Genomic DNA, 25,111 nt, shown 5'->3' on the forward strand with positions numbered 1-25,111 from the left:
ACCTTAGCTGGTGGTCTGGGCTGTTTCCCTTTCGACTATGGATCTTATCACTCACAGTCTGACTCCCAGAGATGAATGGATGGCATTCGGAGTTTATCTGAATTCGGTAACCCGAGATGGGCCCCTAGTCCAAACAGTGCTCTACCTCCATCATTCTTACTCTGAGGCTAGCCCTAAAGCTATTTCGGAGAGAACCAGCTATCTCCAAGTTCGTTTGGAATTTCTCCGCTACCCACACCTCATCCCCGCACTTTTCAACGTACGTGGGTTCGGTCCTCCAGTGCGTTTTACCGCACCTTCAACCTGGACATGGGTAGATCACATGGTTTCGGGTCTACGACCACTTACTCATTCGCCCTATTCAGACTCGCTTTCGCTACGGCTCCGTTTTTTCAACTTAACCTCGCAAGTAATCGTAACTCGCCGGTTCATTCTACAAAAGGCACGCTATCACCCATTAACGGGCTTTAACTTGTTGTAGGCACACGGTTTCAGGATCTATTTCACTCCCCTTCCGGGGTGCTTTTCACCTTTCCCTCACGGTACTGGTTCACTATCGGTCACTAGGGAGTATTTAGCCTTGGGAGATGGTCCTCCCGGATTCCGACGGAATTCCTCGTGTTCCGCCGTACTCAGGATCCTCCTAGGTGCCAGTCAAATTTTGTCTACGGGGCTTTTACCCTTTCTAGCAGACCTTTCCAGGTCCTTCGACTATCTCACTGGACTACCATATCGGAGTCCTACAACCCCAAGAGGCAAGCCTCTTGGTTTGGGCTTTTCCCGTTTCGCTCGCCGCTACTCAGGGAATCGAATTTTCTTTCTCTTCCTGCAGGTACTTAGATGTTTCAGTTCTCTGCGTCTACCTCTAATCAGCTATGTATTCACTGAAAAGTAACATCCTATAAAAGATGCTGGGTTTCCCCATTCGGAAATCTCCGGATCAAAGCTTACTTACAGCTCCCCGAAGCATATCGGTGTTAGTCCCGTCCTTCATCGGCTCCTAGTGCCAAGGCATCCACCGTGCGCCCTTATTCACTTAACCTTATCAACCTTTCGGTTGGGTCTTACTAATTTCCATGAGCGATCATGTTCCTTAGTAATAAAATAAGCAATTGAACTTATTAAAAAACTCATTCAACGCGGTGTTCTCGGTTTGTTTGGTTTGTTTCTGTATCCAGTTTTCAATGAACGATTGAGAGTAAACCTCTCAAAACTGAACGAATAAAATAACCTGTGTAGTCTCCGTAATATTCCTTAGAAAGGAGGTGATCCAGCCGCACCTTCCGATACGGCTACCTTGTTACGACTTCACCCCAATCATCTATCCCACCTTAGGCGGCTGGCTCCAAAAGGTTACCTCACCGACTTCGGGTGTTACAAACTCTCGTGGTGTGACGGGCGGTGTGTACAAGGCCCGGGAACGTATTCACCGCGGCGTGCTGATCCGCGATTACTAGCGATTCCGGCTTCATGTAGGCGAGTTGCAGCCTACAATCCGAACTGAGAGAAGCTTTAAGAGATTAGCTTAGCCTCGCGACTTCGCGACTCGTTGTACTTCCCATTGTAGCACGTGTGTAGCCCAGGTCATAAGGGGCATGATGATTTGACGTCATCCCCACCTTCCTCCGGTTTGTCACCGGCAGTCTTGCTAGAGTGCCCAACTAAATGATGGCAACTAACAATAAGGGTTGCGCTCGTTGCGGGACTTAACCCAACATCTCACGACACGAGCTGACGACAACCATGCACCACCTGTCACTTTGCCCCCGAAGGGGAAGCTCTATCTCTAGAGTGGTCAAAGGATGTCAAGACCTGGTAAGGTTCTTCGCGTTGCTTCGAATTAAACCACATGCTCCACCGCTTGTGCGGGCCCCCGTCAATTCCTTTGAGTTTCAACCTTGCGGTCGTACTCCCCAGGCGGAGTGCTTAATGCGTTAGCTGCAGCACTGAAGGGCGGAAACCCTCCAACACTTAGCACTCATCGTTTACGGCGTGGACTACCAGGGTATCTAATCCTGTTTGCTCCCCACGCTTTCGAGCCTCAGCGTCAGTTACAGACCAGAGAGCCGCCTTCGCCACTGGTGTTCCTCCATATATCTACGCATTTCACCGCTACACATGGAATTCCACTCTCCTCTTCTGCACTCAAGTTCCCCAGTTTCCAATGACCCTCCCCGGTTGAGCCGGGGGCTTTCACATCAGACTTAAGAAACCGCCTGCGCTCGCTTTACGCCCAATAAATCCGGACAACGCTTGCCACCTACGTATTACCGCGGCTGCTGGCACGTAGTTAGCCGTGGCTTTCTGGTTAGATACCGTCAAGGGATGAACTTTTTACTCTCATCCTTGTTCTTCTCTAACAACAGAGTTTTACGATCCGAAAACCTTCTTCACTCACGCGGCGTTGCTCGGTCAGACTTTCGTCCATTGCCGAAGATTCCCTACTGCTGCCTCCCGTAGGAGTTTGGGCCGTGTCTCAGTCCCAATGTGGCCGATCACCCTCTCAGGTCGGCTATGCATCGTTGCCTTGGTGAGCCGTTACCTCACCAACTAGCTAATGCACCGCGGATCCATCCTCAAGTGACGCAAAAGCGCCTTTCAAAAGAAAACCATGCGGTTTTCTTTGTTATGCGGTATTAGCACCTGTTTCCAAGTGTTATCCCCCGCTTGAGGGTAGGTTATCCACGTGTTACTCACCCGTTCGCCACTCTTTTTCTTTCGGTGGAGCAAGCTCCGGTGAAAGAAAAAGCGTTCGACTTGCATGTATTAGGCACGCCGCCAGCGTTCGTCCTGAGCCAGGATCAAACTCTCATAAAAAGTGTTTGAAACAATCTTACGATTGTTAAGCTCAATTTTAAAAATTGACTTGCTAGCATATTGCTTGCTATGTTTTGTTTGTTTCTATTAAAAGAAACGCCCTACACATTTGGTTTGTTTTATTCGTTCAGTTTTCAAAGGTCTACATTGCTTGTTGCTTTGTCTCAGCAACTTTTATATCATAACAGATTTAAAGGTTAATGTCAATAACTATTTTCAATTATTTTTGAAAGAAGTTTGAAAGCTAATTAACAACTTTGTAATAATAGCATTCATACATTTGCTTGTCAACAACTATTTTCCGTTGTTATATCAATGTGTTTCAACAACGTTATTGACAATATCATACTGAAATATAATGTCAATATTTTTTCAAAAGTTTTTCAAAAACATTTCATTATACAAGAAAATGGATTAGCTAAACGCTAATCCATCTCTACTTCTATTCCATAATGATCACTAATTTTCACTCCATTATCGTCATCAAAAACACTTTTATAATTTTTCACTAGAAATGATCTTGATGCAAAAATGTAGTCTATTCGTAATTTGGATAAATTATCTGCCCAACCATCAATTGCCTTTTCAACAGTATACTCTCCGCTTACTTCTTCAGCGCATTTGAAACTATCTTGTAACTGTAGCGGACTATTTTGGATAAGTTCATATCCTTCTTCATTCATACTTGCATCATTATTGAAATCACCTAAAAGAATAAAATCCTTATCTTCTCCCATTAATTGTTGTTCTAATCTCTTCCATTCAAAATGAAAAGCTTGATCTTCCCACCAAGAGAAATGACCACTTACTACTATTACATTATGTCCATCAATAGTTAATTCTCCAAGTAGGACTTTTCTCGTATGATAATCTGCAGGATCCGACGCCTTTGAAATTAGTAAACCTTCAACTTTATCAAAAGGTGTCTTCGCTAACAGACCTACACCTTCTTGAAATTTCCCATAGCCGATGTGATTAAAGCTCCAACTCCAATAATAATAGTACCCTGATTTGTTCAACCGTTGAATCAAACGATATAAAAAATTATCTTCATGGATCGCTTGTTGATTGTATGTTGCTTGAAAATATTGATCTGCTACTATGGGAGAGCTATTGATTCGTTGATTGACTTCTTGCAAACCCATGAGCTCGTATTCTTCCTTCATAATTTTATTAGCTAAAACTTCGATTTGCTCTGTATCTTTATTCTCCATCCAGCTATGAGTATTCAACGTTAATACTTTGATTGTTATCGCCTCACTTTAATAGTCAATAGTACCGACGGATTCACCTCGAGAGACTAGTCCCGTTTTATCGTAATGATACGCTTTGACTCTATCTCCATTAGTAAATACTACCACCATCGTTGTTAACTTATCTGCTGCCTGAATTTTAGCCAAATCAACATCTGCAACGATTTTGCCTGCTTTGATTTTTTCTCCCTCATGTACTTTTATCTCAAACGGCGCACCTTCAAGATCAACAGTATCTAGACCCATATGCAGCAACACTTCAATTCCATCCGTCGTTTTCAAACCAATTGCGTGTTTAGTTGGAAAGACAGAAACGACTGTTCCTGTTATTGGACTCGCGATTTCACCATTTTCTGGCACAACAGCAAACCCTTCACCCATCATTTTTTGAGAAAAAACTTCATCTTGAACTTGATCAATCGGGATCAACTGGCCATTCGCAGGAGCTACAAACTCTTGATTCAACCCTTTAAAAATAGTCGCGGATGTTTCTTCAGCTGAGGAAGTCAGCGGAAGCATAGTAGTTGGTATTTCTACACCCGAATCTAATAAATCTTGAATATCTGATTTTAAAATATCAGCTTTAGGACCATAAACCGCTTGTACACCGTTGTCCTTTACTAAAAGACCCATTGCCCCGGCTTTTTTCCATTGTTCTTCTGTGCCGACCATCGAATGATCATTGACGGATACACGTAGTCGAGTCATACAAGCATCAACATCAACGATATTTTTAGCTCCACCCAACAAATTAACGATTTGAACAATTTGACTATCAGTTGATGCTGTTCCTGCGTCTGAATTAGCAGGTGTTTCATCGTTGTCTACTTCGTAATTGCCATTACGTCCAGGAGTTGCATAGTTGAATTTTTTGATCATAAAGTTTGCAAAGAAGTAAGTGAATACACCAAAAGCAAGACTTGTGATCACAAAATTTAATAAATCATTTCCTAATCCAGCACGTAAAGCCATTGGAACCCGCGTCAACAACTCAATGTTCCCAAATGAATGAACACGTAAATGAATGAGATCGGCCATCGCAAAAGCGGCACCTTGAATCACAGCATAGCAAGCATATAATGGTACTGCTACAAACATAAACATAAATTCTAATGGTTCGGTTACACCGGTTAAGAAAACAGCAACTGCTGCTGAAAGAAACATTGATTTATATTTCTTTTTCTTATCAGGATCAACATTCCGGTACATTGCTAGTGTCAATCCCATCAAAATACCAGTTGAACCGATCATTTGACCTACTTTAAATCGAGCAGGTGTCCACTGTGTCAACACTTGATGATATTGAGACATATCTCCAGCATCTTTTAAGTTTACCAAGTCAGTCGCCCAAGCCAACCATAATGGATCTTGCCCAAATACTTGACTGCCGGCCTGTGCCCCAGTCATAATCTCATACGTTCCACCTAATTGCGTATAGTTCATTGGAATCGTCAACATGTGATGCAATCCAAACGGAAGCAACAACCGCTCTAGTGTTCCATATAAAAATGGCGCTAAAATCGGTGCTGTATCTTGAGAATTAGCGATCCATTTACCAAAATCATTGATTCCCGTTTGAATAACCGGCCACACTAAAGCTAATACAACTGCTACAATTACAGAACGCAAAATTACCACAAATGGTACAAAACGTTTTCCATTAAAGAAGGTCAACACTTCCGGAAGTTTACGGAAATTATAGTATTTGTTGTACGCCGTCGCTCCAACGAAACCAGCAATGATCCCAACGAATACCCCCATATTTAATGCAGGCGCCTCAAGTACACTAATGAAATAACCATCGACCATTATTTTTTGGCCAAACAATGTATGGGTTACTGCATCAGGGTTTGTCAACATTTCAGCAGTTACGCCAAAGATCGCACCTGTGATTCGGTTGATTAAAATGAATGAGAGCCCTGCAGCAAATGCACCACCAGCCCGTTCTTTCGCCCAACTACCTCCAATTGCTAATGCAAATAATAAATGGAGATTACCAATAATTGCCCAACCCACATTCTCAACAACGCCACCTGTGGTTACTAACCAACCAAGGTTACTATTGATCATTGGTAATGATTTACCAATACTAATCATCAATCCGGCAGCCGGCATTACTGCGATAACCACCATCAAAGCCTTCCCGAATTTTTGCCAAAACTCAAAACTAAACATCTTCTTTATACCCGTCATGCTGTTCCCTCCTAAATTTACGCAATCGGTTTCGTTCATTTGCATTATATATCGCTTATCTATTTTTGTAAACTCTTACAATTAAATTTTTTTAAATTATCATATGCCATATGAATTATATTTGTTATCTACAAAACATTGCTTGACTTGTGCAACCGATTGCGTATATGATGTAGTCGAGAAAAGAAATGAGGAGGAGAATCATGAATAACGTACAACGACTTTTTGATATTGATCCTTGGAAAATTCGCACAACAAAACTAGATAAAGAACACCGGCGTTTGCAAGAATCGTTAACTAGCATCGGTAATGGCTATATGGGAATACGTGGTAATTTTGAGGAACATTATAGTAGTGATCATCATAAAGGCACCTATCTTGCCGGAATCTGGTATCCAGATAAAACGCGCGTAGGCTGGTGGAAAAACGGCTATCCTGAATATTTTGGCAAGGTGATCAACGCCTTAGATTTCATTCAAATGCGCTTATTCATCAATGAACAAGAAATCGATTTAGCTACTACACCTATTGAAGAGTTTGATTTGGAATTAAATATGCAAAATGGTGTGTTAACTCGATCATTTATAGTAACTATTGATGATGCTAAAGTACGAATTACCTTTGAGCGTTTTTTAAGCATCGTCAAACAAGAGTTAGCAGTCATTCGGTTAACAGCTGAATGTTTAGTCGGTGAAGCGCAATTAAAAGTAATTTCTAAATTAGATAGTAATGTCCAAAATGAAGATAGTAATTATGAAGAAATGTTTTGGTTAGAGAAAACACGTGGTCATCGAGAAGACATCAGTTTCCTGACGACTCAGACCATTCCGAATAATTTTGGGATTGAGCAGTTTTCAGTTACTGGAGCAATGAAACATGTCACTTCAACAGTTGGTGTTCAACAAGAAGATGCATTAGAGGTAGCTGAGACGTTTAGTTATGATCTAGTGATCAATCAACCAATTCAATTAGAAAAACGAGTGGTCGTATTGACTAGTCGGGACATTCCAGAATCACAGCAACCAGAAAAAGCAGTCACTTTATTAGAAGAGTTCCAACTTTCTTATGATGAATTACTAGCTGACCAAAATGTTGCATGGGCAAATCGTTGGGCCCTTGCAGATGTTTTAATCGGTGGCGACGATGAAGCTCAACAAGGAATTCGTTTCAATATTTTCCAATTATTCTCAACTTATTATGGAGAAGACGAGCGTCTAAATATCGGGCCTAAAGGTTTTACTGGTGAAAAATACGGTGGTGCGACTTACTGGGATACAGAAGCATATGCCGTTCCAATGTATTTAGGGATCACTGATCCAAGCATTACCAAAAATCTATTAAAATATCGTCATAACCAATTACCGCAAGCACAACACAACGCACAACAACAAGGCTTGAAAGGCGCTTTATACCCAATGGTTACTTTTACCGGTGTCGAATGCCACAACGAATGGGAAATTACTTTTGAAGAAATTCATCGAAACGGCGCTATGGCACATGCTATCTATAATTACACTACCTATACAGGTGACGAAACGTATATGCAAAAAGAAGGTCTAGAAGTATTGAGTGAGATCGCTCGCTTTTGGGCTGATCGTGTTCATTATTCAAAACGACAAGACAAATACATGATCCACGGTGTGACCGGACCTAATGAATATGAAAACAATATCAATAATAACTGGTATACAAACTTTTTAGCTCAATGGGTCTTAAAATACACTTTAGAAAATTATCAAAAGTATCAAGCACAAACAACTGTCGTGATTACTGAAGAGGAACAAGTTCAATGGCAAAAAATTATTGATAAAATGTATTTCCCTAAAGATGAAGAACTGGGAATTTTTGTCCAACACGATACCTTCTTAGATAAAGACTTGATGCCTACATCTGACCTTTCAGCCGCAGATCGTCCATTAAATCAAAATTGGTCATGGGATAAGATCCTCCGTTCTTGTTTTATCAAGCAAGCAGATGTCCTACAAGGAATTTATTTCTTCGGTGAACAATTTACAATGGAAGAAAAGCGAAAGAATTTTGATTTTTATGAACCGATGACCGTTCACGAATCGTCCCTTTCTCCATCTATTCATGCAATTCTAGCCGCTGAATTAGGACTGATCGATAAATCAATGGAAATGTATCAGCGAACTGCCCGTCTTGACTTAGATAATTATAATAACGATACCGACGATGGTTTGCATATCACATCTATGACTGGAAGTTGGTTAGCGATCGTTCAAGGTTTTGCTCAAATGAAGACTCATACTGGAACATTAAGTTTTGCTCCGATGTTACCAACGGATTGGGACCATTATTCATTCCACATTAATTATCAAGGCCGCCTGATTTCGGTGGCGGTAAATCAAAAAGAAGTTCAAATTGACTTGAAAGATGGCCCGGCCTTAGCTATGATGCTTTATGGAAAAGAAATTTCTTTAAGCGATACAATGACAGTCCCATTAGAACAGGAGGCGTCAAATGTTTAAAGGCGTTTTGTTTGATTTAGATGGTGTGATCACTGATACTGCTGAATATCATTACCTTGCCTGGAAAAAATTAGCTGATAAATTGGATATTTCAATCGATCGTCAATTCAATGAACAACTAAAAGGTGTCAGCCGCGAAGATTCATTGAAATTGATCTTGGCTCACGGTAATCGTTCAAATGACTTTACAGAAGCTGAATTCCAAGCATTAGCAAAAGAAAAAAATGACAACTATGTCGAAATGATCCAATCCGTTTCTCCAACGGATGTTTATCCCGGTATTTTGGAATTATTGAAAGACTTAAAAAAAGCCGATATCAAAATTTCATTGGCTTCTGCAAGTAAAAATGGGCCTTTTCTGTTAGAACAGATGGCGTTATCAAGTTATTTTGACGGCATCGCTGATCCAGCAGAAATCGCTCAGGGTAAACCAGCACCGGATATTTTTCTTTTAGCTGCTAAAATAGTTGGTCTTGATGCAGCTGAATGTATAGGGATTGAAGATGCACAAGCCGGCATCGCTGCCATCAAAGCTAGCGGCGCACAACCAATCGGCGTCGGTGATGTCAAACATTTAGGAACAGATATTCCACTCGTTGCCAAAACAGATCAATTAACGATCGATTTTTTAAAAAAATGTTGGCAGTGATAGCTGATTCTCATAAATTATATTAAGAAAGAAAGGATGGGGAAACGATGATACCGACGGTTAAAGATGTCGCAAAAAAAGCTAACGTCTCTCCTTCTACCGTTTCTCGGGTGATCAATGACCATCCCAGTATTTCAGTAGAGACAAAGAAAAAAGTTCGTAAAATCATGGAGGAAATGGATTATTTCCCGAATGCTACCGCACGAAATCTAGGAACTCAGCGAGCAAATACTATTGGCGTGATCTTACCCCCTTTGGATTCGCAAGAGCGTTTAGGTAATCCGCTATACTTAGAGTTACTCAATGCAATCAATGAAACAGCGGCTGGATTTCAGATTGCTACGGCAGTTGCTTCAGCTGCAAATAGCAAGTCTCTGTTAGAGAATGTCCAGCGTATGCATCGCCAAAAACAAGTGGATGGTTTTATCCTAGCCTATTCGGAAAAAGATGACCCTGTTTCAGAATATCTTTACCAACAGAAAGTACCTTTTACTTTAATCGGTCGTCCAGCAAAACGTGAAGCGGACATCATTTATGTCGACAACGACAATCAGCTGCTGGGAAAACAAGCAACCGAATACTTGATTGAAAAAGGACATAAAAATATTTTATTTGTCAGCAACGTCAATCAAGAAGTGATTTTCTTTGAACGCTATTTTGGTTATCAAGAGGCGCTGATGCTTGCAGGATTACCAACTCAACCGGCAGTGACGATGTTACAGCCAGAGGATTACACAAAATTTCCAGAAGTCATTAATCAAACTGGAGCAACTGCCTTAGTTATCATTGATGATATTTTTGCTTTGCGAATGATCCAGTTGGCAAATCTACACGGCTATGCTGTTCCTGATGATCTTTCAGTGGTCAGCTTCAACAATTCAATTTTTGCAACTTTGGTCCACCCTTATCTAACTACGATCGACATTGATGTGACGGATCTGGGAAGATTAGGAACAGAAAAGTTATTAGAACAAATCAATCATGAACAGTCTAGCGGAATCCAATTAGTGGTTCCCCATCATTTGATTCAACGTGAAACTGTCCGTGCACTTAAGTAATCATTAAAAATGATCTGCCCAACTTGTGGCAGATCATTTTTTTACTTTATACTATTAAAAAATAGAAGGGATGGTTAAAATGATCGCTCTCTGCTTAATAGTCATCATGATAATGGCAATTATTTATTCTCGTTATCAGACGTATCGACTAGTAGAAAAACATTTTCAAGTAGAAAAAAATACTCAATTAAAAATAAAAAAAGGCGAATCATCGGCATATACGATTGCTCAAATCAGTGATAGCCACTTCTCTCCTTTTTATCAGCCAGAACGTTTTACTAAAATTGTTCATAAATTGAACCAGTCAAAGCCAGAGATCATTTTATTTACCGGTGATTTGATTGAAAATTATAATTACTGGCAAACCCATGACTGTGAAGCTATCAGTCGCCAATTAGCTGCAATTCAAGCCTCAGTTGGAAAATTCGCCATCTTGGGCAATCATGATTATCGTTCTGAAGGTGCAGTCGCTGTAAAAAAAATACTACTAGATGGTGGTTTTACCCTATTAGAAAATGAATCTATCTTAGTAGATGGGATTAGTTTGACCGGGATCGACGACGGGCAAGAAGGAACGCCTGATTATACAACACAACCTTTGCCTGCTCCCTTTTCGATTCTGATGGTCCATGAACCTGATCAAGTTAAAAAAATCTCTGATATCAGTTCTTTTGATCTGATTTTAGCTGGACACAGTCATGGGGGGCAAATTCGTTTTCCTTTTTTTCCTTATAAAAATTATGGCTCAAAAATCTATGATAAAGGGATCTATCCTCTTAGCTCTACCACAAACTTAGTAGTGAACACTGGTTTAGGCACAACTGGTCCTCCGCTACGTTTTCGTGTAACACCAGAAATTCTTTATTTTCATATAGAAAAAGGATCGGAATAAATTCCGATCCTTTTTTAGGCACTGATTTTTTATTTGATGTACGGGATAAAGACTGGAACCAAGGAAATAAAGACGATCAGCAACATGATCAGCGAGAAGTGATCACTGACTACGGGAATATTACCTAAGAAAAAGCCTGCCAAAGTAATAACTGTTCCCCAAACGATTGCACCAAAAATATTAAATCTTGAGAAAGTACCCCAATGCATTTTACTAGAGCCTGCAATAAAAGGAATAAATGTCCGAATAAACGGCATAAAGCGCCCTAAGAAGATCGTCCACTTCCCACGCTCGTTAAAAAAGTTCTCAGCCTCTTTTACTTTATCCTCTTTTATAAAACGGGAAATCGGACTATGATAAAGTGCTCGCACGCCTAAAGTGTGTCCAATCCAATAATTCATCGTGTCACCCAAAATAGCTGCGATGATACAAATACCAATCACATAAGGTAAATGCAAGACACTTCCACCCAAAGCAGTCAATGCACCAGCAGCAAATAAGAATGAATCACCTGGTAAAAATGGAAAAACCACAACCCCTGTTTCAATAAATACGATTGCAAATAAAATGGGATAGATTCCCATGCCATATTGATGCACTAAAGAAACCATGTGCGCATCGATATGTAAAATAAAATCGATTAAAGCCATATTTTTTCATACTCCTTAAAAATAAAAGTCTTCTCTATCATACGACTTTTTACAAAAAAAGAAAGTTTGATCTGTCTTTCTATAGAAAAAATAAATTTTATTAGTAACGTGGTATAATAACAAAAAAGAACAAAAGGAGTTTTTTTATGAGCGTTCTTTCTCATATGAAGAGCATGCAGAACGATATGTCGACTGCAGAAAAAAAAATCTATCTATTCATTCGCGATAACAGTGAAAAAGCTGCGAGTATGACAGCGAACGAAATCGCTGAAGCTTCAGGCGCCAGCGCGCCAACAGTGGTGCGCTTTTCAAAAAAAATGGGCTTTAATAGTTTAACCGATCTTAAAATCGAACTTTCGGCAGAAACGATGCAGCAACGGAGCAATAACACCTACAGTGATGTGAGCCAAGATGAATCCTTTCCTACCTTAAAAAATAAACTAGCTAGTAATGCTCGCTATACGATTGATGAAACAACTGCCCTCTTCAATGAAGAGGAATTTTTGCAAGCCTGTAAATTACTTGAAGAAAAAGAATTTTGTTACGTCTTAGGAATCGGGGCCTCTAATCTAGCCGCTACTGATATCGTTCAAAAATGGAGTCGTTTAGGAAAAAATATTATCAGCGAACCAGACTACAATACGATTTTGCCGCAATTAGTACTCCATCAAAAAGAAGCCGTCATTTGGTTGGTCTCAAATTCGGGTCTAACTTCTGAGTTGCTCGCATTAGCAGAAACGGCCAAAGATTTAGGCATCCCGATCATTACTTTGACTCAGTTTGGTCAAAACCCTTTAGCAAAACTGTCTGATGTCTGCCTTCAAACATCTCGACCAACTGAAGCTACCTATCGCAGTGCAGCAACGGATTCGATTTTAGCTCAATTTATTACAGTCGATTTACTATTCTATGTTTACCTTAGCCGTAATAAAGAACATGCTGAAAAAATCTATACTACACGCGCAGTCGTGCAAGAATATCGAAAAAAATATTTTTAACCAAAAAAACGGAGACGCTTCACGCGTTCTCCGTTTTTTATTTATTTTGTTTGAGCTTTGAAAACTTCAGTCTCAGCATTTACTTTACCAATTTTTTCCAAGACATAGGTTTCAACCTCATTCATATTGGTAATCAGTACCATCATCGAAATTCCTTTACCAGCTGCTTTGATAGCCGCTAAGTCAGCCGTCGCAACTTTCGTTTCCGGTGTTACATGCTGACCTTCTGTTACAAATACTTCAAATGGTTTTCCTTCTAATTCGACCGTATTGATTCCCATATGAAGCAATACTTCTAAACCACTATCTGTCGTGATACCAATCGCATGTTTCGTTGGAAAGATCGTTGATACTTTCCCAGCTACAGGTGCAAAGATTTCATTGCTTGTTGGTTCAACAAAATAACCTTCACCCATCATTTTTTCAGCAAATACTGGATCAGCAGCATCTTCCAATGGATGAACTTCGCCTTGTGCCACCGCGGTAAAAACATCGGTTGAATGTGCTGCAACTTTCGTTTCAACCATTGGTTCAGCGGAAACAGTACTTTCTGCCAATTGCTGTTCTGCTAATTTATCTTTTGGGATACCAAAGAAATACGTTGCTACAAAACCGCCAGCATAGGCTGCAAGTAATCCTAAAACATAACCCCACCAGCGTCCATTAGCAATTAATGGAATCAGTGCTGCTCCCGAAGGTCCGATTGCGATCGCGCCAACACCACCAATTGCACCAATCACAGCTCCACCGATACCGCCACCGACACAAGCAGTCACAAATGGACGACCTAGTGGTAATGTCACTCCATAAATCAATGGTTCGCCAATTCCTAAAATACCAACCGGCAAAGCACCTTTGATCATTTCAGTCAGTTCTTTGTCTTTACGCAATTTAATCCAAAGTGCAAATGCCGCTCCTACTTGACCAGCACCTGCCATTGCCAAAATCGGCAATAATAAAGTCATACCTGTTTCACCGATCATTTGGATATGGATCGGGGTTAAAATTTGATGTAAGCCGAACATTACCATCGGAAGGAATAATGCACCTAATACAAAACCAGAAAATGCACCACCGACTGATAACACCCAGTTGATTCCGCCGACCATTCCGTTTGAGATAAAACCGGCTAATGGCATGATCAAGAAAATCTCTAGCAGTCCAACCACTAGTAACGAGACCATTGGGGTGATAATGATATCAATCGCATCCGGAATAATTTGATGCAATTTCTTTTCGATCATTGACAATAACCAAACAGCAAAAATGACGCCGATAATTCCACCTTGACCAGCGGCTAAGGCATCGCCAGTAAATAAGTTTTTAATCGGAGCCTCGGGATTCATACCTGTCAACATAACGACCGCTCCGATAACACCACCTAATGTAGGGTTAGCACCGAAAACTTGGGCAGAATTAATCCCAGTGTAGATGACTAGATAAGTGAACATTCCATTTTTTAAAATATTCAATACATCAACAAATTGCTGCCATGTGGCTGCGTCTAACGTTCCCGCGGTAATTAAATTGGCCATGATTGCTGCAACACCAGCAATCAATCCTGACCCTACGAATGCTGGAATCATCGGAACAAAAATATTTGAAATATCTTTTAGAACTGCCTTGATCGGTGATTTCTTTTGTTTGGCCTTTTGGGCAGCTTTCATTTCTGCAGCTTTCGCATTCACCATATCTTTGCCCGAACCTTGCGGCAACTCTTCTCCAAGTTCAACACCTGCGAGATCGACCATCTCTTTTGCTACTTTATTGACTTTTCCTGGACCGATGATTACTTGTAACTGCTCGTCATCAACGACACCTAGAACCCCAGGGATACTTTTTAATTTTGCCTGATCTACCTTCGTGTCATCGCGCACACTCATCCGAACTCGTGTCATACAGTGGACAACACTTTGAACATTGTCCATTCCGCCAGCAGCAGCATAGATTTCTTTCGCTAATTGATTCAACGTCAATTCTTCTTTTGCCATTTTATTCACTCCTTATTTTATAATCGTTTCGAGCATTACTTTTGATCATCGTTCCAGTTTTATTTTTGCTTAAAGCGTCTTCTTAACGAATCCGTCGGCTTGGACTAATTTTTCACTTGCTGCTTCTTTATCGCTATTCGTTAAAATCATGACGATCGCTAGTTTGACATTTTGCTCTGCGGCTTCAAAATAGTGAGCGGCTGTCTCATAATCTGCTTCCGTCGCTTGCATAATGATTCGTTTTGAACGTTCAACTAATTTTTCATTGGTTGGTTTCACATCGACCATTAGATTATTATAGACTTTTCCAATGCCGATCATACTGATCGTTGAAATCATATTCAAGATTAATTTTTGAGCTGTCCCCGATTTTAAGCGTGTTGATCCAGTTAAAAATTCAGGTCCGCAGTCTACTTCAATCGGCATAGACGCGTGTTTACTGATTTCAGCATCTTTATTACAAGCCACTGTTCCGGTCGCTGCACCAATTGAGCGTGCATAATCCAATCCACCGATTACATAAGGCGTCCGGCCACTCGCAGCGATTCCGATAACCACATCATGCTCGTTTAATTGCAGATCCTTCAGAACTTGCGCACCAAGTTCAGCATTATCTTCTGCCCCCTCTACTGCGACAGTCATTGCTTTTTCTCCACCTGCAATCAGACCGACAACCATTTCTGGTTCCACACCAAATGTCGGTACACACTCTGCAGCATCTAGCACACCTAAACGTCCACTAGTTCCAGCACCCATATAAATCAAGCGCCCACCTTTTTTAAAACCAGCGATTGTTGCTTCGACAACTTTTTCAATTTGTGGTAATTGATCGGCTACTGCATCTGCTACTTTATGATCTTCTTGATTCATCAATTTGACTGCTTGACTCACACTCATTTCATCTAAACCAAAAGTTGTTTCATTTCTGCGTTCTGTTGTTAGATTTTCTAAATTAATCATTTTTATCCACTCTTTCCAAACTAAATTTATGTCCGGCGCTGATCTTTTTAATCAACGCTTGATCTGCTTCGATAATGTGACCGACAACATTTACTTTTTTATCTGCCGGCAATACTTGTTTCACGATCTGGATCTCTCCCATATAGCGCAAATATTTTTCGTTATCAATCGTTACCGCACCAATCGCTCTTTCTACTGCTGGTAGTGCGTCGACCTGTGGGATCTTTTTGAAACGAGCTTCGGCACTGCGAATGACATCGCGTGCGTCATCTTGTCGGTTAATATGTTTTCCTAAAACCCATTCACTTTGTTCATTTATGCTATCCATATGTAAAAGCAATTCTTTTTCTTTTATATAGGAAGAAAACTGTTTTAAAACACGCTCACTGATGCCGCTATCGCCAAGATAAACTTTATCAGTATCTGCAAGTAAATCAAGTGCTGCTGCCAATGGATGGATATGGCGATGCTCTTCCAATGTTGGCAACCCTTGATATAAAGGTCCTCTAAAATTTTTATTTCCCGGCACAAATGCTTGAATCGTAAACCCTTGGCTTTTCAACCATTCATTTTTCTCTTGGTACCATAACTTATCTAAACCAGTTTCGGGTCTTGGATAATAATTATGCCATGCTTCTAAGTGTGTAAAATCAGCATTTGCAGCTTTTAATTCCGCAATGTCTTCTTCCGTGATAGTGGAAGCGTTCAACGCTACATTGATCTCTTGAGACAATTTTGCAATTTGCTGATTGCTGATATGATAGTCCATTCTCAACCCCGTGATGCCTGCAGCTTCTAATTCTGCGATTCGATCAAAGGAAAAACCTGCGCGTTTTAATGCGTCCCCAGAAATGTCTACCATTACCGATAAGTGATTTTCCCTAGCTACTTCACCCAAATCAATCAAGCGCTTACGATACTGAGTGACATCATCTTCTGGAATATGTAAGGATGTAAAGATTCCCGAAAACCCATTTTCTGCCATTGTTTTAATATAATCTTTTGTCTCAGTTGATAATTCTTGATTTAAAAAAATTGAGAATCCAAACATGAGCAACCTCCTTATAATGAAACCGTTTAACTTTACGAATTGATTATAAACACAAAAAGAAAAAAACGCAACACTATTTCATAAATAAATTATTTATTGTGAAATAACATTTCTTAAAAGTCTGAGTATTACCCTTTTTAGCTATTTTTTATGTATACTATATTTTGGTAATCGAAAGGAGAATTTTTACTATGAAAATTGCAATTGCTGGAGCAGGCGCTATGGGAAGTCGAATTGGATTGATGCTTCACCAAGCTGGCAATGACGTTGTGTTGATTGATCGTTGGCCGGAACATATTCAGGCAATTCGAGAAAAAGGATTGATTGGAGAATTCGAGGAGCAAACGATCACTGCAAAACTGCCGATCTATTCTCCAGAAGAAATTGTTGAAGGACATACAAATGTCGACTTGGTGATTGCATTGACTAAATCAATGCAATTAGAGACGATGTTTAAAGATATAAATGCCCTCATCGGCAAAGATACATTTGTCTTATGCTTACTTAATGGATTGGGGCATGAAGAAACTTTGTCACAATTTGTAGCCAAGAAAAATATTATTTTCGGCACTACAACTTGGACTGCCGGATTAGCAGGACCTGGACATGCTAAATTAGTTGGATCAGGCAGTATTGAAATGGAAAATCTCGCACCTGAAGGAAAAGAATTTACTTTAGAAGTTATTAATATTTTTGAGCAGGCTGGTTTAAATCCTATCTATAGCGACAATGTCCGCTATTCGATTTGGAAAAAAGCATGTATCAATGGGACTTTAAATGGATTATGTACTATTTTAGATTGTAATATTGCGGAATTTGGTTCGATGAGTATGGCTCGAACGATGATTGAAACCATTATCGGAGAATTTGCTGCTGTTGCTAAAGCAGAAGGGATCGAACTTGATCAAGCACAGGCAATCGCAGCAGTTGAGGCAACTTATGATGTAAAAACACAAGGCCTTCACTATCCTTCGATGTATCAAGATTTGATTCGTAATCATCGTAAAACTGAAATTGATTACATCAATGGTGCTGTCTGGCAAAAAGGGCAAAAATATCAGATTCAAACACCTTACTGTGCCTTTTTGACTCAGCTAGTCCACGCAAAAGAAGAATTATTGAATGCAAAATAAAAAAAAGCGCCTAAGCGCTTTTTTTGTTAGGAATAATTGCTACGATCTTCCGATAAAGAATGATACCACTGCAACAACGATTACTGCACCAATGATCGAAGGAATCAAAGCCATACCAGCTAAGCTAGGGCCCCATGAGCCAAGCAATGCTTGACCAATCGCAGATCCAACTAGACCAGCAACGATGTTAGCAATCCATCCCATTGATCCGCCTTTTTTAGTGATCGCACCAGCGATTGCACCAATAACAGCACCAATGATTAAACTCCATAACCAACTCATTATTCTTCCCCTCTTTCTATATAAAATGATTACACTATCATGTTACAGATAATCTCAAAATTTTTCTATTATTATGCTCAAAATCAAGCACTTTAGATAAATGATTCTGAAAGTTTACATGATTCTCCTTACTAAACGAGCACTTTTAGCTAAAAAGCGTTCTTAACTCTCGATTATACTCTAAAAAAAGTTTTTCTTTTCTTATCAAAAAAAATTTTCAATTATTTTTCATAAATTACAATATTTTTTGGTATAAAAAGAAAAAAATGTTGTTTATTTTAGTTTAGATGAAAATTAAATGAAAAAATATTCAATAAACTGTAATTGTCAGAATATTTTGGTATTATAGTCAAATAATTATCAGAATATTTCAAATCTACAAATTATTCTCGCTATTTAGAAATGAGGAATTCTATGGAAAATAAATTACAAAAACAAATGACTTCACGCCACATCATGATGTTAGCATTAGGTGGAGCGATTGGAGCTGGATTATTCAAAGGAAGCGGAGAAGCCATCGGTATCGCGGGTCCTTCAGTTATCCTAGCCTTTTTACTTGGTGGACTCGTTCTCTTTATCGTTATGAACGGCTTAGGACGTCTTGTATTAAGCAGTGACAATATCCAAGGGCTATCCGGCATCATTAAACCTTACTTAGGTGAACGGACCGCTGATTTCATCGATTGGTTATACTGGTCTTTATGGATGGTCAATATTATCGCTGAAGCCGTGGCTGCCGCTAGTTTCATCCAACTTTGGTTTCCAAACGTACCTTCATGGATTTTCGTTTTGATTCTTGCCTTGCTGACAACACTGATCAATTTATATTCTGTTCGCTTGTTTGCTGAAACAGAATACTGGCTAGCTTTCATTAAAATTGCTGTTATTATTATTTTGATCGTCTTTGGTGTTTACTTAGTTGGACATGAAGTCTTTAACATCGGGTTTAGCAGTACCCTATCTCGAATGACTAGCCATGGCGGTTTTGCCCCTCACGGATTGAAAGGATTGGTTAATTCTTTACTAGTCGTTATCTATTCTTATGGCGGCTCTGAACTGATCGCTATCACAGTTAGTGAAACAGAAGATCCTAAGACAGCTATTCCAAAAGCTATCAAGGGTGTTATGGGACGGATCATTTCGTTCTATATCGTTCCGATGATTTTACTTTTGATTATTTATCCTTGGAATACATTAGCAAGCACAAGTGTTAGCCCGTTTGTTATGGTCTTCCAAAAAATGCATATTCCATTTGCATCGGATATCGTAAACTTCATAATTGTTTTGGCACTATTTTCTTCAATTAATTCTGGTGTCTATGCCTCATCAAGAACCTTATATTTCCGAGTAAAAGAAAATACAGGCTTCACTTCAAAATTAGCGGTATTGAACAAACACCAAGTTCCACAACGTGCTGTACTATTTTGTACCGGAACACTTTATATCGGTGTTATCTTGTCTTACTTCCTAGGAGACAAATTATTCAATTACTTAGTCGGATCATTATCTTATTCTGTTTTATTGACTTGGATGCTGATCAGTATTGCTTCTTTCGTTTTAGCTATGAAAAAAGGAACGGTCATCGAACGTTTCTTCAGCGGACTAGTGATTATTGTCTTAGCTTTGATTTTCATTGGTATCTTGATGAACAATGCTCTGGGAGTAACGCTCTTCACAGCATGTATCTATTTAATCATTTTCTTCAGCTATCGAAAAAAACATCCCGAAATATTATCTGATAAAATATAAAAAAACCTTCAAGAAGTCCTAAGCTTCTTGAAGGTTTTTTATTTACAAAATTAAACTAATTCTACTTCAACATCGATATTGCCGCGAGTTGCTTTTGAATATGGGCAATAGTCATGCGCTTCTTCAACAATTTTTTGCGCTTCTTCTTTTTCAACACCTGGTAAAGAAGTTTCTAAAATTACACCGATTTGATAGCCGCCTTCATCCAATTGATATAATGAAACACGCGCTTTCACTTCTGCATCTGATTCGATGTTGTGCTCTTTTAACATATGATGGACTGCACCATTGAAACATGAAGCATAACCTGCCGCAAATAACTGCTCAGGGTTTGTCCCTTCTGCGTGAATTGAAGGTGGCTCGATCTTCATTTTCATACTACCATTTGGTGCTTGAACGTCTCCAGTACGTCCTCCATGATTAATCATTGCTGTTTCGTACATTTTTTTCAAAATCCATCATCCCTTTCGTTCTTTCTGATTATAAGTGTAAGCTGTTACAACTTAGATTACAAAATAACTGCTCATAAACTAGAAAAAAGAAGACATTTTCGAATTTGAAAACAAAAAAAGACGAGATCTGAAATCAGATCTCGTCTTTATTATAATCAAAAATAATTATTTAACAGTTACAGTTGCGCCAACTTCTTCTAAAGCAGCTTTAAGTGCTTCAGCGTCTTCTTTAGACACATCTTCTTTAACTGGTGCAGGAGCGCCATCAACTACAGCTTTAGCTTCTTTTAAGCCTAGGCCAGTTGCTTCACGAACTGCTTTGATAACTTTAACTTTTTGATCGCCAACAGCTGTTAATTCAACTGTGAATTCAGTTTGTTCTTCAGCAGCAGGGCCAGCAGCAGCACCAGCAGCAGCTACAGGAGCAGCAGCAGTTACGCCAAATTCTTCTTCGATAGCTTTAACTAAGTCGTTTAATTCTAAGATTGTCGCGCCTTTAAGTTCTTCGACAATGTTTTCAATGTTCAATGCCATTTTAAATTTCCTCCGTTTAGGTAAGTTTTTATTTTTTTATTTATACAGCAATTAAGCTACTTCGTCTTCTTTTTCTGCGACTGCTTTCACAGCGTAAGCCACGTTGCGGACTGGCGCTTGAAGGACAGATAAAAGCATAGAAAGAAGTCCATCGCGGTTCGGTAGTTTTGCAAGAGCAGTAATTTCTTCAACAGAAGCTACTTTTCCTTCAATGATACCGCCTTTGATTTCAAGTTTTTCAGCTGAACTAGCGAACTCGTCGATAATTTTAGCTGGAGCAACAACATCCTCGTTACTGAACGCTACGGCTGTAGGTCCTGAGAATACTTCTTCTAATCCAGTCAATCCAGCTTTTTCAGCTGCACGAACTAAGATAGAGTTTTTGATAACTTTCATTTCAATGTTAGCGTCGCGTAGTTGTTTACGTAGATCAGTTACTTGTTCTACAGTTAAACCACGGTAGTCAACGATAACAGCTGAAGCTGCTGCGCTGAATTTTTCAGAGACTTCATCAACGATAGCGGCTTTTTTAGCGATTGTTACTTCACTCATTATATATTTCACCTCCTGATTTTGATGGGGAGAGTTTCTTATACATACGTACAAAAAAACTCCATGCCACCGTAGACATAGAGGGACTATTGAATGTTCTCAATAAACGTCCTCGGTAGGAAATTAAGACTTGCGTCGCCTACTGTCTTCGGTACAGTTAATAATTAACCTCGACTAACTTACCATAGATAAGCTAGTCGAGTCAAGTATTTTTCTAAATTAAATTAGAAAGAACCTTGTTCAACATGGATACCAGGTCCAAATGTTGTTGTTAATGAAATGTTTTTGATGTATTGACCTTTAGCAGTTGCAGGTTTTGCTTTAACTAAAGTTTCGTTAATTGTGTTAAAGTTTTCAACCAATTTAGCATCGTCAAATGATACTTTACCGATTGGAACATGAACGTTACCAGCTTTATCAACACGGTAAGTTACTTTACCAGCTTTAACTTCTTCAACAGCTTTTGTAACATCCATAGTTACAGTACCAGTTTTAGGGTTAGGCATTAAACCTTTAGGTCCAAGAACACGTCCTAATCTACCAACTGTAGCCATCATGTCAGGTGTCGCAACAACAACGTCAAAGTCGAACCATCCGCCTTGGATTTTTGCAACCATGTCGTCATCGCCAACGAAATCAGCGCCAGCAGCTTCTGCTTCTTTTGCTTTTTCGCCTTTAGCGAATACTAAAACAGTTTGAGTTTTACCAGTTCCGTTTGGAAGCACAACTGCTCCACGGATTTGTTGGTCTGCTTTTTTAGGGTCAACGCTCAATTTGTATGCAACTTCAACCGTTGCGTCAAATTTTGCGAAGTTTACTTCTTTTGCTAATGCTACTGCTTCTTCAACTGAGTAAGCTTTAGTAGTGTCAACTTTTTTTAATGCATCTTGCATTTTTTTGCTTTTTTTAGCCATTTTGTTTCCTCCTTGATGTGGTTATAACGGTAGAACCTCCCACGTGTTCCATATCTTTAGATAGGGAGCCAACTGAGAAGCTACTTTCTTGGGTACTGTGAAAATTATTCGACAGTGATACCCATGCTTCGTGCAGTTCCTTCAACCATGCGCATTGCTGATTCAACGTTAGCAGCGTTTAGGTCTTGCATTTTCAACTCAGCGATTTCTTTTACTTGATCGCTAGTAACTTTTGCAACTTTAGTTTTGTTTGGTTCGCCAGAACCTTTTTCAATGTTTGCAGCTTTTTTCAATAATACTGCAGCTGGCGGTGTTTTTGTAATGAATGTAAATGAACGGTCTTCATATACAGAGATTACAACTGGAATAATCAAACCTGCTTGATCAGCTGTACGAGCATTGAATTCTTTTGTGAATCCCATGATGTTAATACCCGCTTGACCTAGTGCAGGACCTACTGGGGGAGCTGGTGTTGCTTTACCTGCAGGAATTTGCAATTTAACTAATTTTTCTACTTTTTTTGCCACGAGACAAACCTCCTTGAGTCCGTGATGTGGTTAATTGGAGATCAAAATTTCTCCTCCCACTTTAAAACATGTGTGCAAGACACACTTTGGTATCTTATCAAATTTGATCTATATTTGCAAGTACTATCCCCCATTGTTTAAATGTTTTGACAATAATAAAACGCTTCACAATCTCTTTAACTACTATGAGAATAACAAAATAAATTATTAATTTTATTATTTTCTGAAAACGTGTATGGTACACTGTTATTGACTTGATGAGGATTTCATCGGATAAATTAAGGAGGTTTAAAATAATGGAAGTTTTAAAATATCGAAGTGTTTTTGACATTATTGGTCCAGTTATGGTGGGCCCTAGTAGTTCTCATACCGCAGGCGCTGCGCGTATCGGAAAAGTTTGCCGTATGATTTTTGGGGAACGCCCAGACTCTATTGAATTTGATTTATATGAATCTTTTGCCAAAACCTATCGTGGTCACGGAACAGATATCGCTCTAGTGGGTGGTATTTTAGGAATGGAACCTGACGATCCTCGTTTATCCGACTCACTGAAAATTGCTCATGAACAAGGGATGGAAGTTCTTTTTGTGCCTAAAAAAGAAATCGCAGATCATCCGAATACAGTAACGCTACGAATGATCAAAGGTGATTTAGAAATGTCGATCACTGGTGTATCTATCGGCGGTGGCAATATCCAGATCACTGAAATGAACGGTTATAGTATTTCTCTTTCTATGGGTAGCCCAACCTACATCATTATTAATAAAGATGTTCCTGGTCTGCTTTCGCGTGTTTCTACTATTTTTATGAAACACGGCTTGAATATCGGTAAAGTAACGATGACTAGAAAAACCAGAGGTGAACACGGTATCGTCCTTTTAGAAATTGATGATACGCCAGAAGATCCAGAAGGATTGAGACAAGAAATTAAATGTGAAGATGATGTATTAAGTGTTACTTACTTTAAATAGCAATTATTCGATTAAAAATTGTTAAAGCTTGGTATAAGATATAAAATCCTATCAATTAGAAGTGGAGGAAATCCCATGTTTTATTCAATCCAAGAGCTTATTGAACAAGCAAAGGATTATTCATCAGTCAGCGAATTAATGATCGCGACTGAAATGGAATTAACTGATCGTACACGTGAAGAAATCATCGCGTTAATGGAACGCAATTTAGAAGTTATGGAAAGCTCGATCGAAGAAGGCATCCAAGGCGTCGAATCCGTGACACGAATCACAGGTGGCGATGCCAAACGCATGAATGATTACATCGAAAGCGGGAAATTCATGAGCGGCGAGACGATTTTGAAAGCCGTACGAAACGGTATCGCTGTAAATGAAGTCAATGCTAAGATGGGCTTGGTTTGTGCAACACCAACTGCTGGAAGCGCCGGCGTATTACCCGGTGTACTGATGGCAGCCCGGGAAAAGCTAAATCTGTCTCATGAGCAACAAATTGATTTTCTATTTACGGCTGGTGCTTTCGGTTTAGTAATGGCTAATAACGCTTCTATCTCAGGTGCAGAAGGCGGTTGTCAAGCAGAAGTGGGTTCGGCCAGTGCGATGTCTGCCGCAGCATTAGTCGCTGCCAATGGAGGCAATCCCGAAATGGCCGCAAATGCCTTAGCGATTACATTAAAAAATGTAATGGGTCTTATTTGTGATCCGGTTGCTGGGTTAGTAGAAGTTCCTTGTGTCAAACGAAATGCAATGGGTGCATCACAAGCATTTATTTCTGCGGATATGGCTTTAGCTGGTATTCGTAGTGTGATTCCACCAGATGAAGTAGTGGAAGCTATGTACAAAGTTGGTCGTGCAATGCCGCAAATCTTCAAAGAAACCGCAGAAGGTGGCGTAGCAACTACTCCTACTGGTCTTCGTTTACAACGTCAAGTTTTTGGCGAACCCGAAAAGGCAACTGTCTAATCTAAACAAAAAAAGAACGCTGAACTTAGTTCCGCG

Annotated in this window: 21 protein-coding genes, 2 rRNA genes and 1 other annotated feature (1 of these 24 cut by a window edge); of the genes, 9 read left to right on the plus strand and 14 right to left on the minus strand. The window is 39.6% G+C overall.

What is annotated here, in order from left to right:
• The 4 genes from ACQKTA_RS05300 to ACQKTA_RS05315 form a co-directional block, all read right to left on the minus strand.
• A 23S ribosomal RNA gene (locus tag ACQKTA_RS05300) occupies window positions 1-1,042 on the minus strand (it extends 1,871 nt beyond the left edge of the window).
• Between the two features lie 216 nt (window positions 1,043-1,258).
• Window positions 1,259-2,817 (minus strand): 16S ribosomal RNA (locus tag ACQKTA_RS05305).
• The 16S and 23S rRNA genes sit together here, the layout of an rRNA operon.
• 425 nt (window positions 2,818-3,242) lie before the next feature.
• Window positions 3,243-4,031 (minus strand): endonuclease/exonuclease/phosphatase family protein, encoded by a 789-nt coding sequence (locus ACQKTA_RS05310; protein ID WP_427814455.1) that lies wholly within the window; start codon window positions 4,029-4,031, stop codon window positions 3,243-3,245.
• A 48-nt stretch (window positions 4,032-4,079) separates the two neighbouring features.
• Entirely contained in the window at window positions 4,080-6,263 is a 2,184-nt protein-coding gene (locus ACQKTA_RS05315) for a PTS transporter subunit IIBC (protein WP_427814456.1), read from the minus strand.
• Between the two features lie 203 nt (window positions 6,264-6,466).
• Between ACQKTA_RS05315 and ACQKTA_RS05320 the strand changes: the two genes are divergently transcribed.
• The 4 genes from ACQKTA_RS05320 (at window position 6,467) to ACQKTA_RS05335 (ending at window position 11,351) form a co-directional block, all read left to right on the plus strand.
• Window positions 6,467-8,752, plus strand: a complete 2,286-nt coding sequence (locus ACQKTA_RS05320; protein WP_427814457.1) for a glycoside hydrolase family 65 protein — start codon at window positions 6,467-6,469, stop codon at window positions 8,750-8,752.
• Window positions 8,745-9,401, plus strand: coding sequence for a beta-phosphoglucomutase (gene pgmB, locus ACQKTA_RS05325; RefSeq protein ID WP_427814458.1), 657 nt, complete (start codon window positions 8,745-8,747; stop codon window positions 9,399-9,401). The genes ACQKTA_RS05320 and pgmB overlap by 8 nt, the downstream gene beginning before the upstream one ends.
• 47 nt (window positions 9,402-9,448) lie before the next feature.
• Window positions 9,449-10,459: a LacI family DNA-binding transcriptional regulator gene (locus tag ACQKTA_RS05330; protein ID WP_427814459.1), complete on the plus strand. Its 1,011-nt coding sequence runs from the start codon at window positions 9,449-9,451 to the stop codon at window positions 10,457-10,459.
• A 106-nt stretch (window positions 10,460-10,565) separates the two neighbouring features.
• A complete protein-coding gene (locus ACQKTA_RS05335) occupies window positions 10,566-11,351 on the plus strand; it encodes a metallophosphoesterase (protein WP_427814460.1) in 786 nt (261 codons plus the stop codon).
• Between the two features lie 29 nt (window positions 11,352-11,380).
• Here ACQKTA_RS05335 and ACQKTA_RS05340 read toward each other — a convergent pair whose 3' ends face one another.
• Window positions 11,381-12,001: a VTT domain-containing protein gene (locus ACQKTA_RS05340; RefSeq protein ID WP_427814461.1), complete on the minus strand. Its 621-nt coding sequence runs from the start codon at window positions 11,999-12,001 to the stop codon at window positions 11,381-11,383.
• 146 nt (window positions 12,002-12,147) lie between these two features.
• Here ACQKTA_RS05340 and ACQKTA_RS05345 point away from each other — a divergent pair, with 146 nt between their 5' ends.
• Window positions 12,148-12,999, plus strand: a complete 852-nt coding sequence (locus tag ACQKTA_RS05345) for a MurR/RpiR family transcriptional regulator (RefSeq protein WP_407855378.1) — start codon at window positions 12,148-12,150, stop codon at window positions 12,997-12,999.
• A 41-nt stretch (window positions 13,000-13,040) separates the two neighbouring features.
• Here the strand turns inward: ACQKTA_RS05345 and ACQKTA_RS05350 are convergent, their stop codons facing one another.
• The 3 genes from ACQKTA_RS05350 to ACQKTA_RS05360 all read right to left on the minus strand — a co-directional run bounded on the left by ACQKTA_RS05350 (window position 13,041) and on the right by ACQKTA_RS05360 (window position 17,001).
• On the minus strand, window positions 13,041-14,990 hold the full coding sequence (locus ACQKTA_RS05350) for a glucose PTS transporter subunit IIA (RefSeq protein WP_427814462.1): 1,950 nt from the start codon (window positions 14,988-14,990) through the stop codon (window positions 13,041-13,043).
• A gap of 69 nt (window positions 14,991-15,059) precedes the next feature.
• Window positions 15,060-15,956 carry an N-acetylmuramic acid 6-phosphate etherase gene (gene murQ, locus ACQKTA_RS05355; RefSeq protein WP_427814514.1) on the minus strand — a complete coding sequence of 299 codons (897 nt, stop codon included), beginning with the start codon at window positions 15,954-15,956 and terminating at the stop codon, window positions 15,060-15,062.
• Entirely contained in the window at window positions 15,943-17,001 is a 1,059-nt protein-coding gene (locus ACQKTA_RS05360) for a DUF871 domain-containing protein (protein ID WP_427814463.1), read from the minus strand. Before ACQKTA_RS05360 ends, murQ begins: the two co-directional genes overlap by 14 nt.
• Window positions 17,002-17,192: 191 nt before the next feature.
• Here ACQKTA_RS05360 and ACQKTA_RS05365 point away from each other — a divergent pair, with 191 nt between their 5' ends.
• Window positions 17,193-18,134, plus strand: coding sequence for a 2-dehydropantoate 2-reductase (locus ACQKTA_RS05365; RefSeq protein ID WP_427814464.1), 942 nt, complete (start codon window positions 17,193-17,195; stop codon window positions 18,132-18,134).
• A 39-nt stretch (window positions 18,135-18,173) separates the two neighbouring features.
• On the opposite strand, the gene ACQKTA_RS05370 is transcribed toward ACQKTA_RS05365, so the two are convergent.
• The gene (locus ACQKTA_RS05370) at window positions 18,174-18,416 is read right to left on the minus strand and encodes a GlsB/YeaQ/YmgE family stress response membrane protein (protein WP_332581552.1); all 243 of its coding nucleotides are present in this window, start codon (window positions 18,414-18,416) and stop codon (window positions 18,174-18,176) included.
• Window positions 18,417-18,818: 402 nt separating this feature from the next.
• Between ACQKTA_RS05370 and ACQKTA_RS05375 the strand changes: the two genes are divergently transcribed.
• A complete protein-coding gene (locus ACQKTA_RS05375; protein ID WP_427814465.1) occupies window positions 18,819-20,165 on the plus strand; it encodes an amino acid permease in 1,347 nt (448 codons plus the stop codon).
• Window positions 20,166-20,215: 50 nt separating this feature from the next.
• On the opposite strand, the gene ACQKTA_RS05380 is transcribed toward ACQKTA_RS05375, so the two are convergent.
• From ACQKTA_RS05380 to rplK, 5 genes are all read right to left on the minus strand, one after another.
• Window positions 20,216-20,617: an organic hydroperoxide resistance protein gene (locus ACQKTA_RS05380; RefSeq protein WP_071857677.1), complete on the minus strand. Its 402-nt coding sequence runs from the start codon at window positions 20,615-20,617 to the stop codon at window positions 20,216-20,218.
• Between the two features lie 165 nt (window positions 20,618-20,782).
• Window positions 20,783-21,151, minus strand: a complete 369-nt coding sequence (gene rplL / locus ACQKTA_RS05385) for a 50S ribosomal protein L7/L12 (protein ID WP_332654315.1) — start codon at window positions 21,149-21,151, stop codon at window positions 20,783-20,785.
• Window positions 21,152-21,202: 51 nt separating this feature from the next.
• Window positions 21,203-21,703 carry a 50S ribosomal protein L10 gene (gene rplJ, locus ACQKTA_RS05390; protein ID WP_427814466.1) on the minus strand — a complete coding sequence of 167 codons (501 nt, stop codon included), beginning with the start codon at window positions 21,701-21,703 and terminating at the stop codon, window positions 21,203-21,205.
• Window positions 21,704-21,746: 43 nt separating this feature from the next.
• Window positions 21,747-21,873, minus strand: a sequence feature (ribosomal protein L10 leader region).
• Window positions 21,874-21,927: 54 nt separating this feature from the next.
• Window positions 21,928-22,617 carry a 50S ribosomal protein L1 gene (gene rplA, locus ACQKTA_RS05395; protein WP_407855399.1) on the minus strand — a complete coding sequence of 230 codons (690 nt, stop codon included), beginning with the start codon at window positions 22,615-22,617 and terminating at the stop codon, window positions 21,928-21,930.
• 104 nt (window positions 22,618-22,721) lie between these two features.
• Window positions 22,722-23,144 (minus strand): 50S ribosomal protein L11, encoded by a 423-nt coding sequence (rplK, locus tag ACQKTA_RS05400; RefSeq protein ID WP_071857670.1) that lies wholly within the window; start codon window positions 23,142-23,144, stop codon window positions 22,722-22,724.
• 296 nt (window positions 23,145-23,440) lie between these two features.
• Between rplK and sdaAB the strand changes: the two genes are divergently transcribed.
• Complete coding sequence (gene sdaAB / locus ACQKTA_RS05405; RefSeq protein ID WP_332654323.1) at window positions 23,441-24,115, plus strand: L-serine ammonia-lyase, iron-sulfur-dependent subunit beta; 675 nt, start codon at window positions 23,441-23,443, stop codon at window positions 24,113-24,115.
• A 75-nt stretch (window positions 24,116-24,190) separates the two neighbouring features.
• On the plus strand, window positions 24,191-25,075 hold the full coding sequence (gene sdaAA, locus ACQKTA_RS05410) for an L-serine ammonia-lyase, iron-sulfur-dependent, subunit alpha (protein WP_427814467.1): 885 nt from the start codon (window positions 24,191-24,193) through the stop codon (window positions 25,073-25,075).
• Window positions 25,076-25,111 lie beyond the last annotated feature (36 nt).

The sequence above is a fragment of the Enterococcus sp. 22-H-5-01 genome, from assembly GCF_050310005.1.
Taxonomy (GTDB): domain Bacteria; phylum Bacillota; class Bacilli; order Lactobacillales; family Enterococcaceae; genus Enterococcus_A; species Enterococcus_A hailinensis.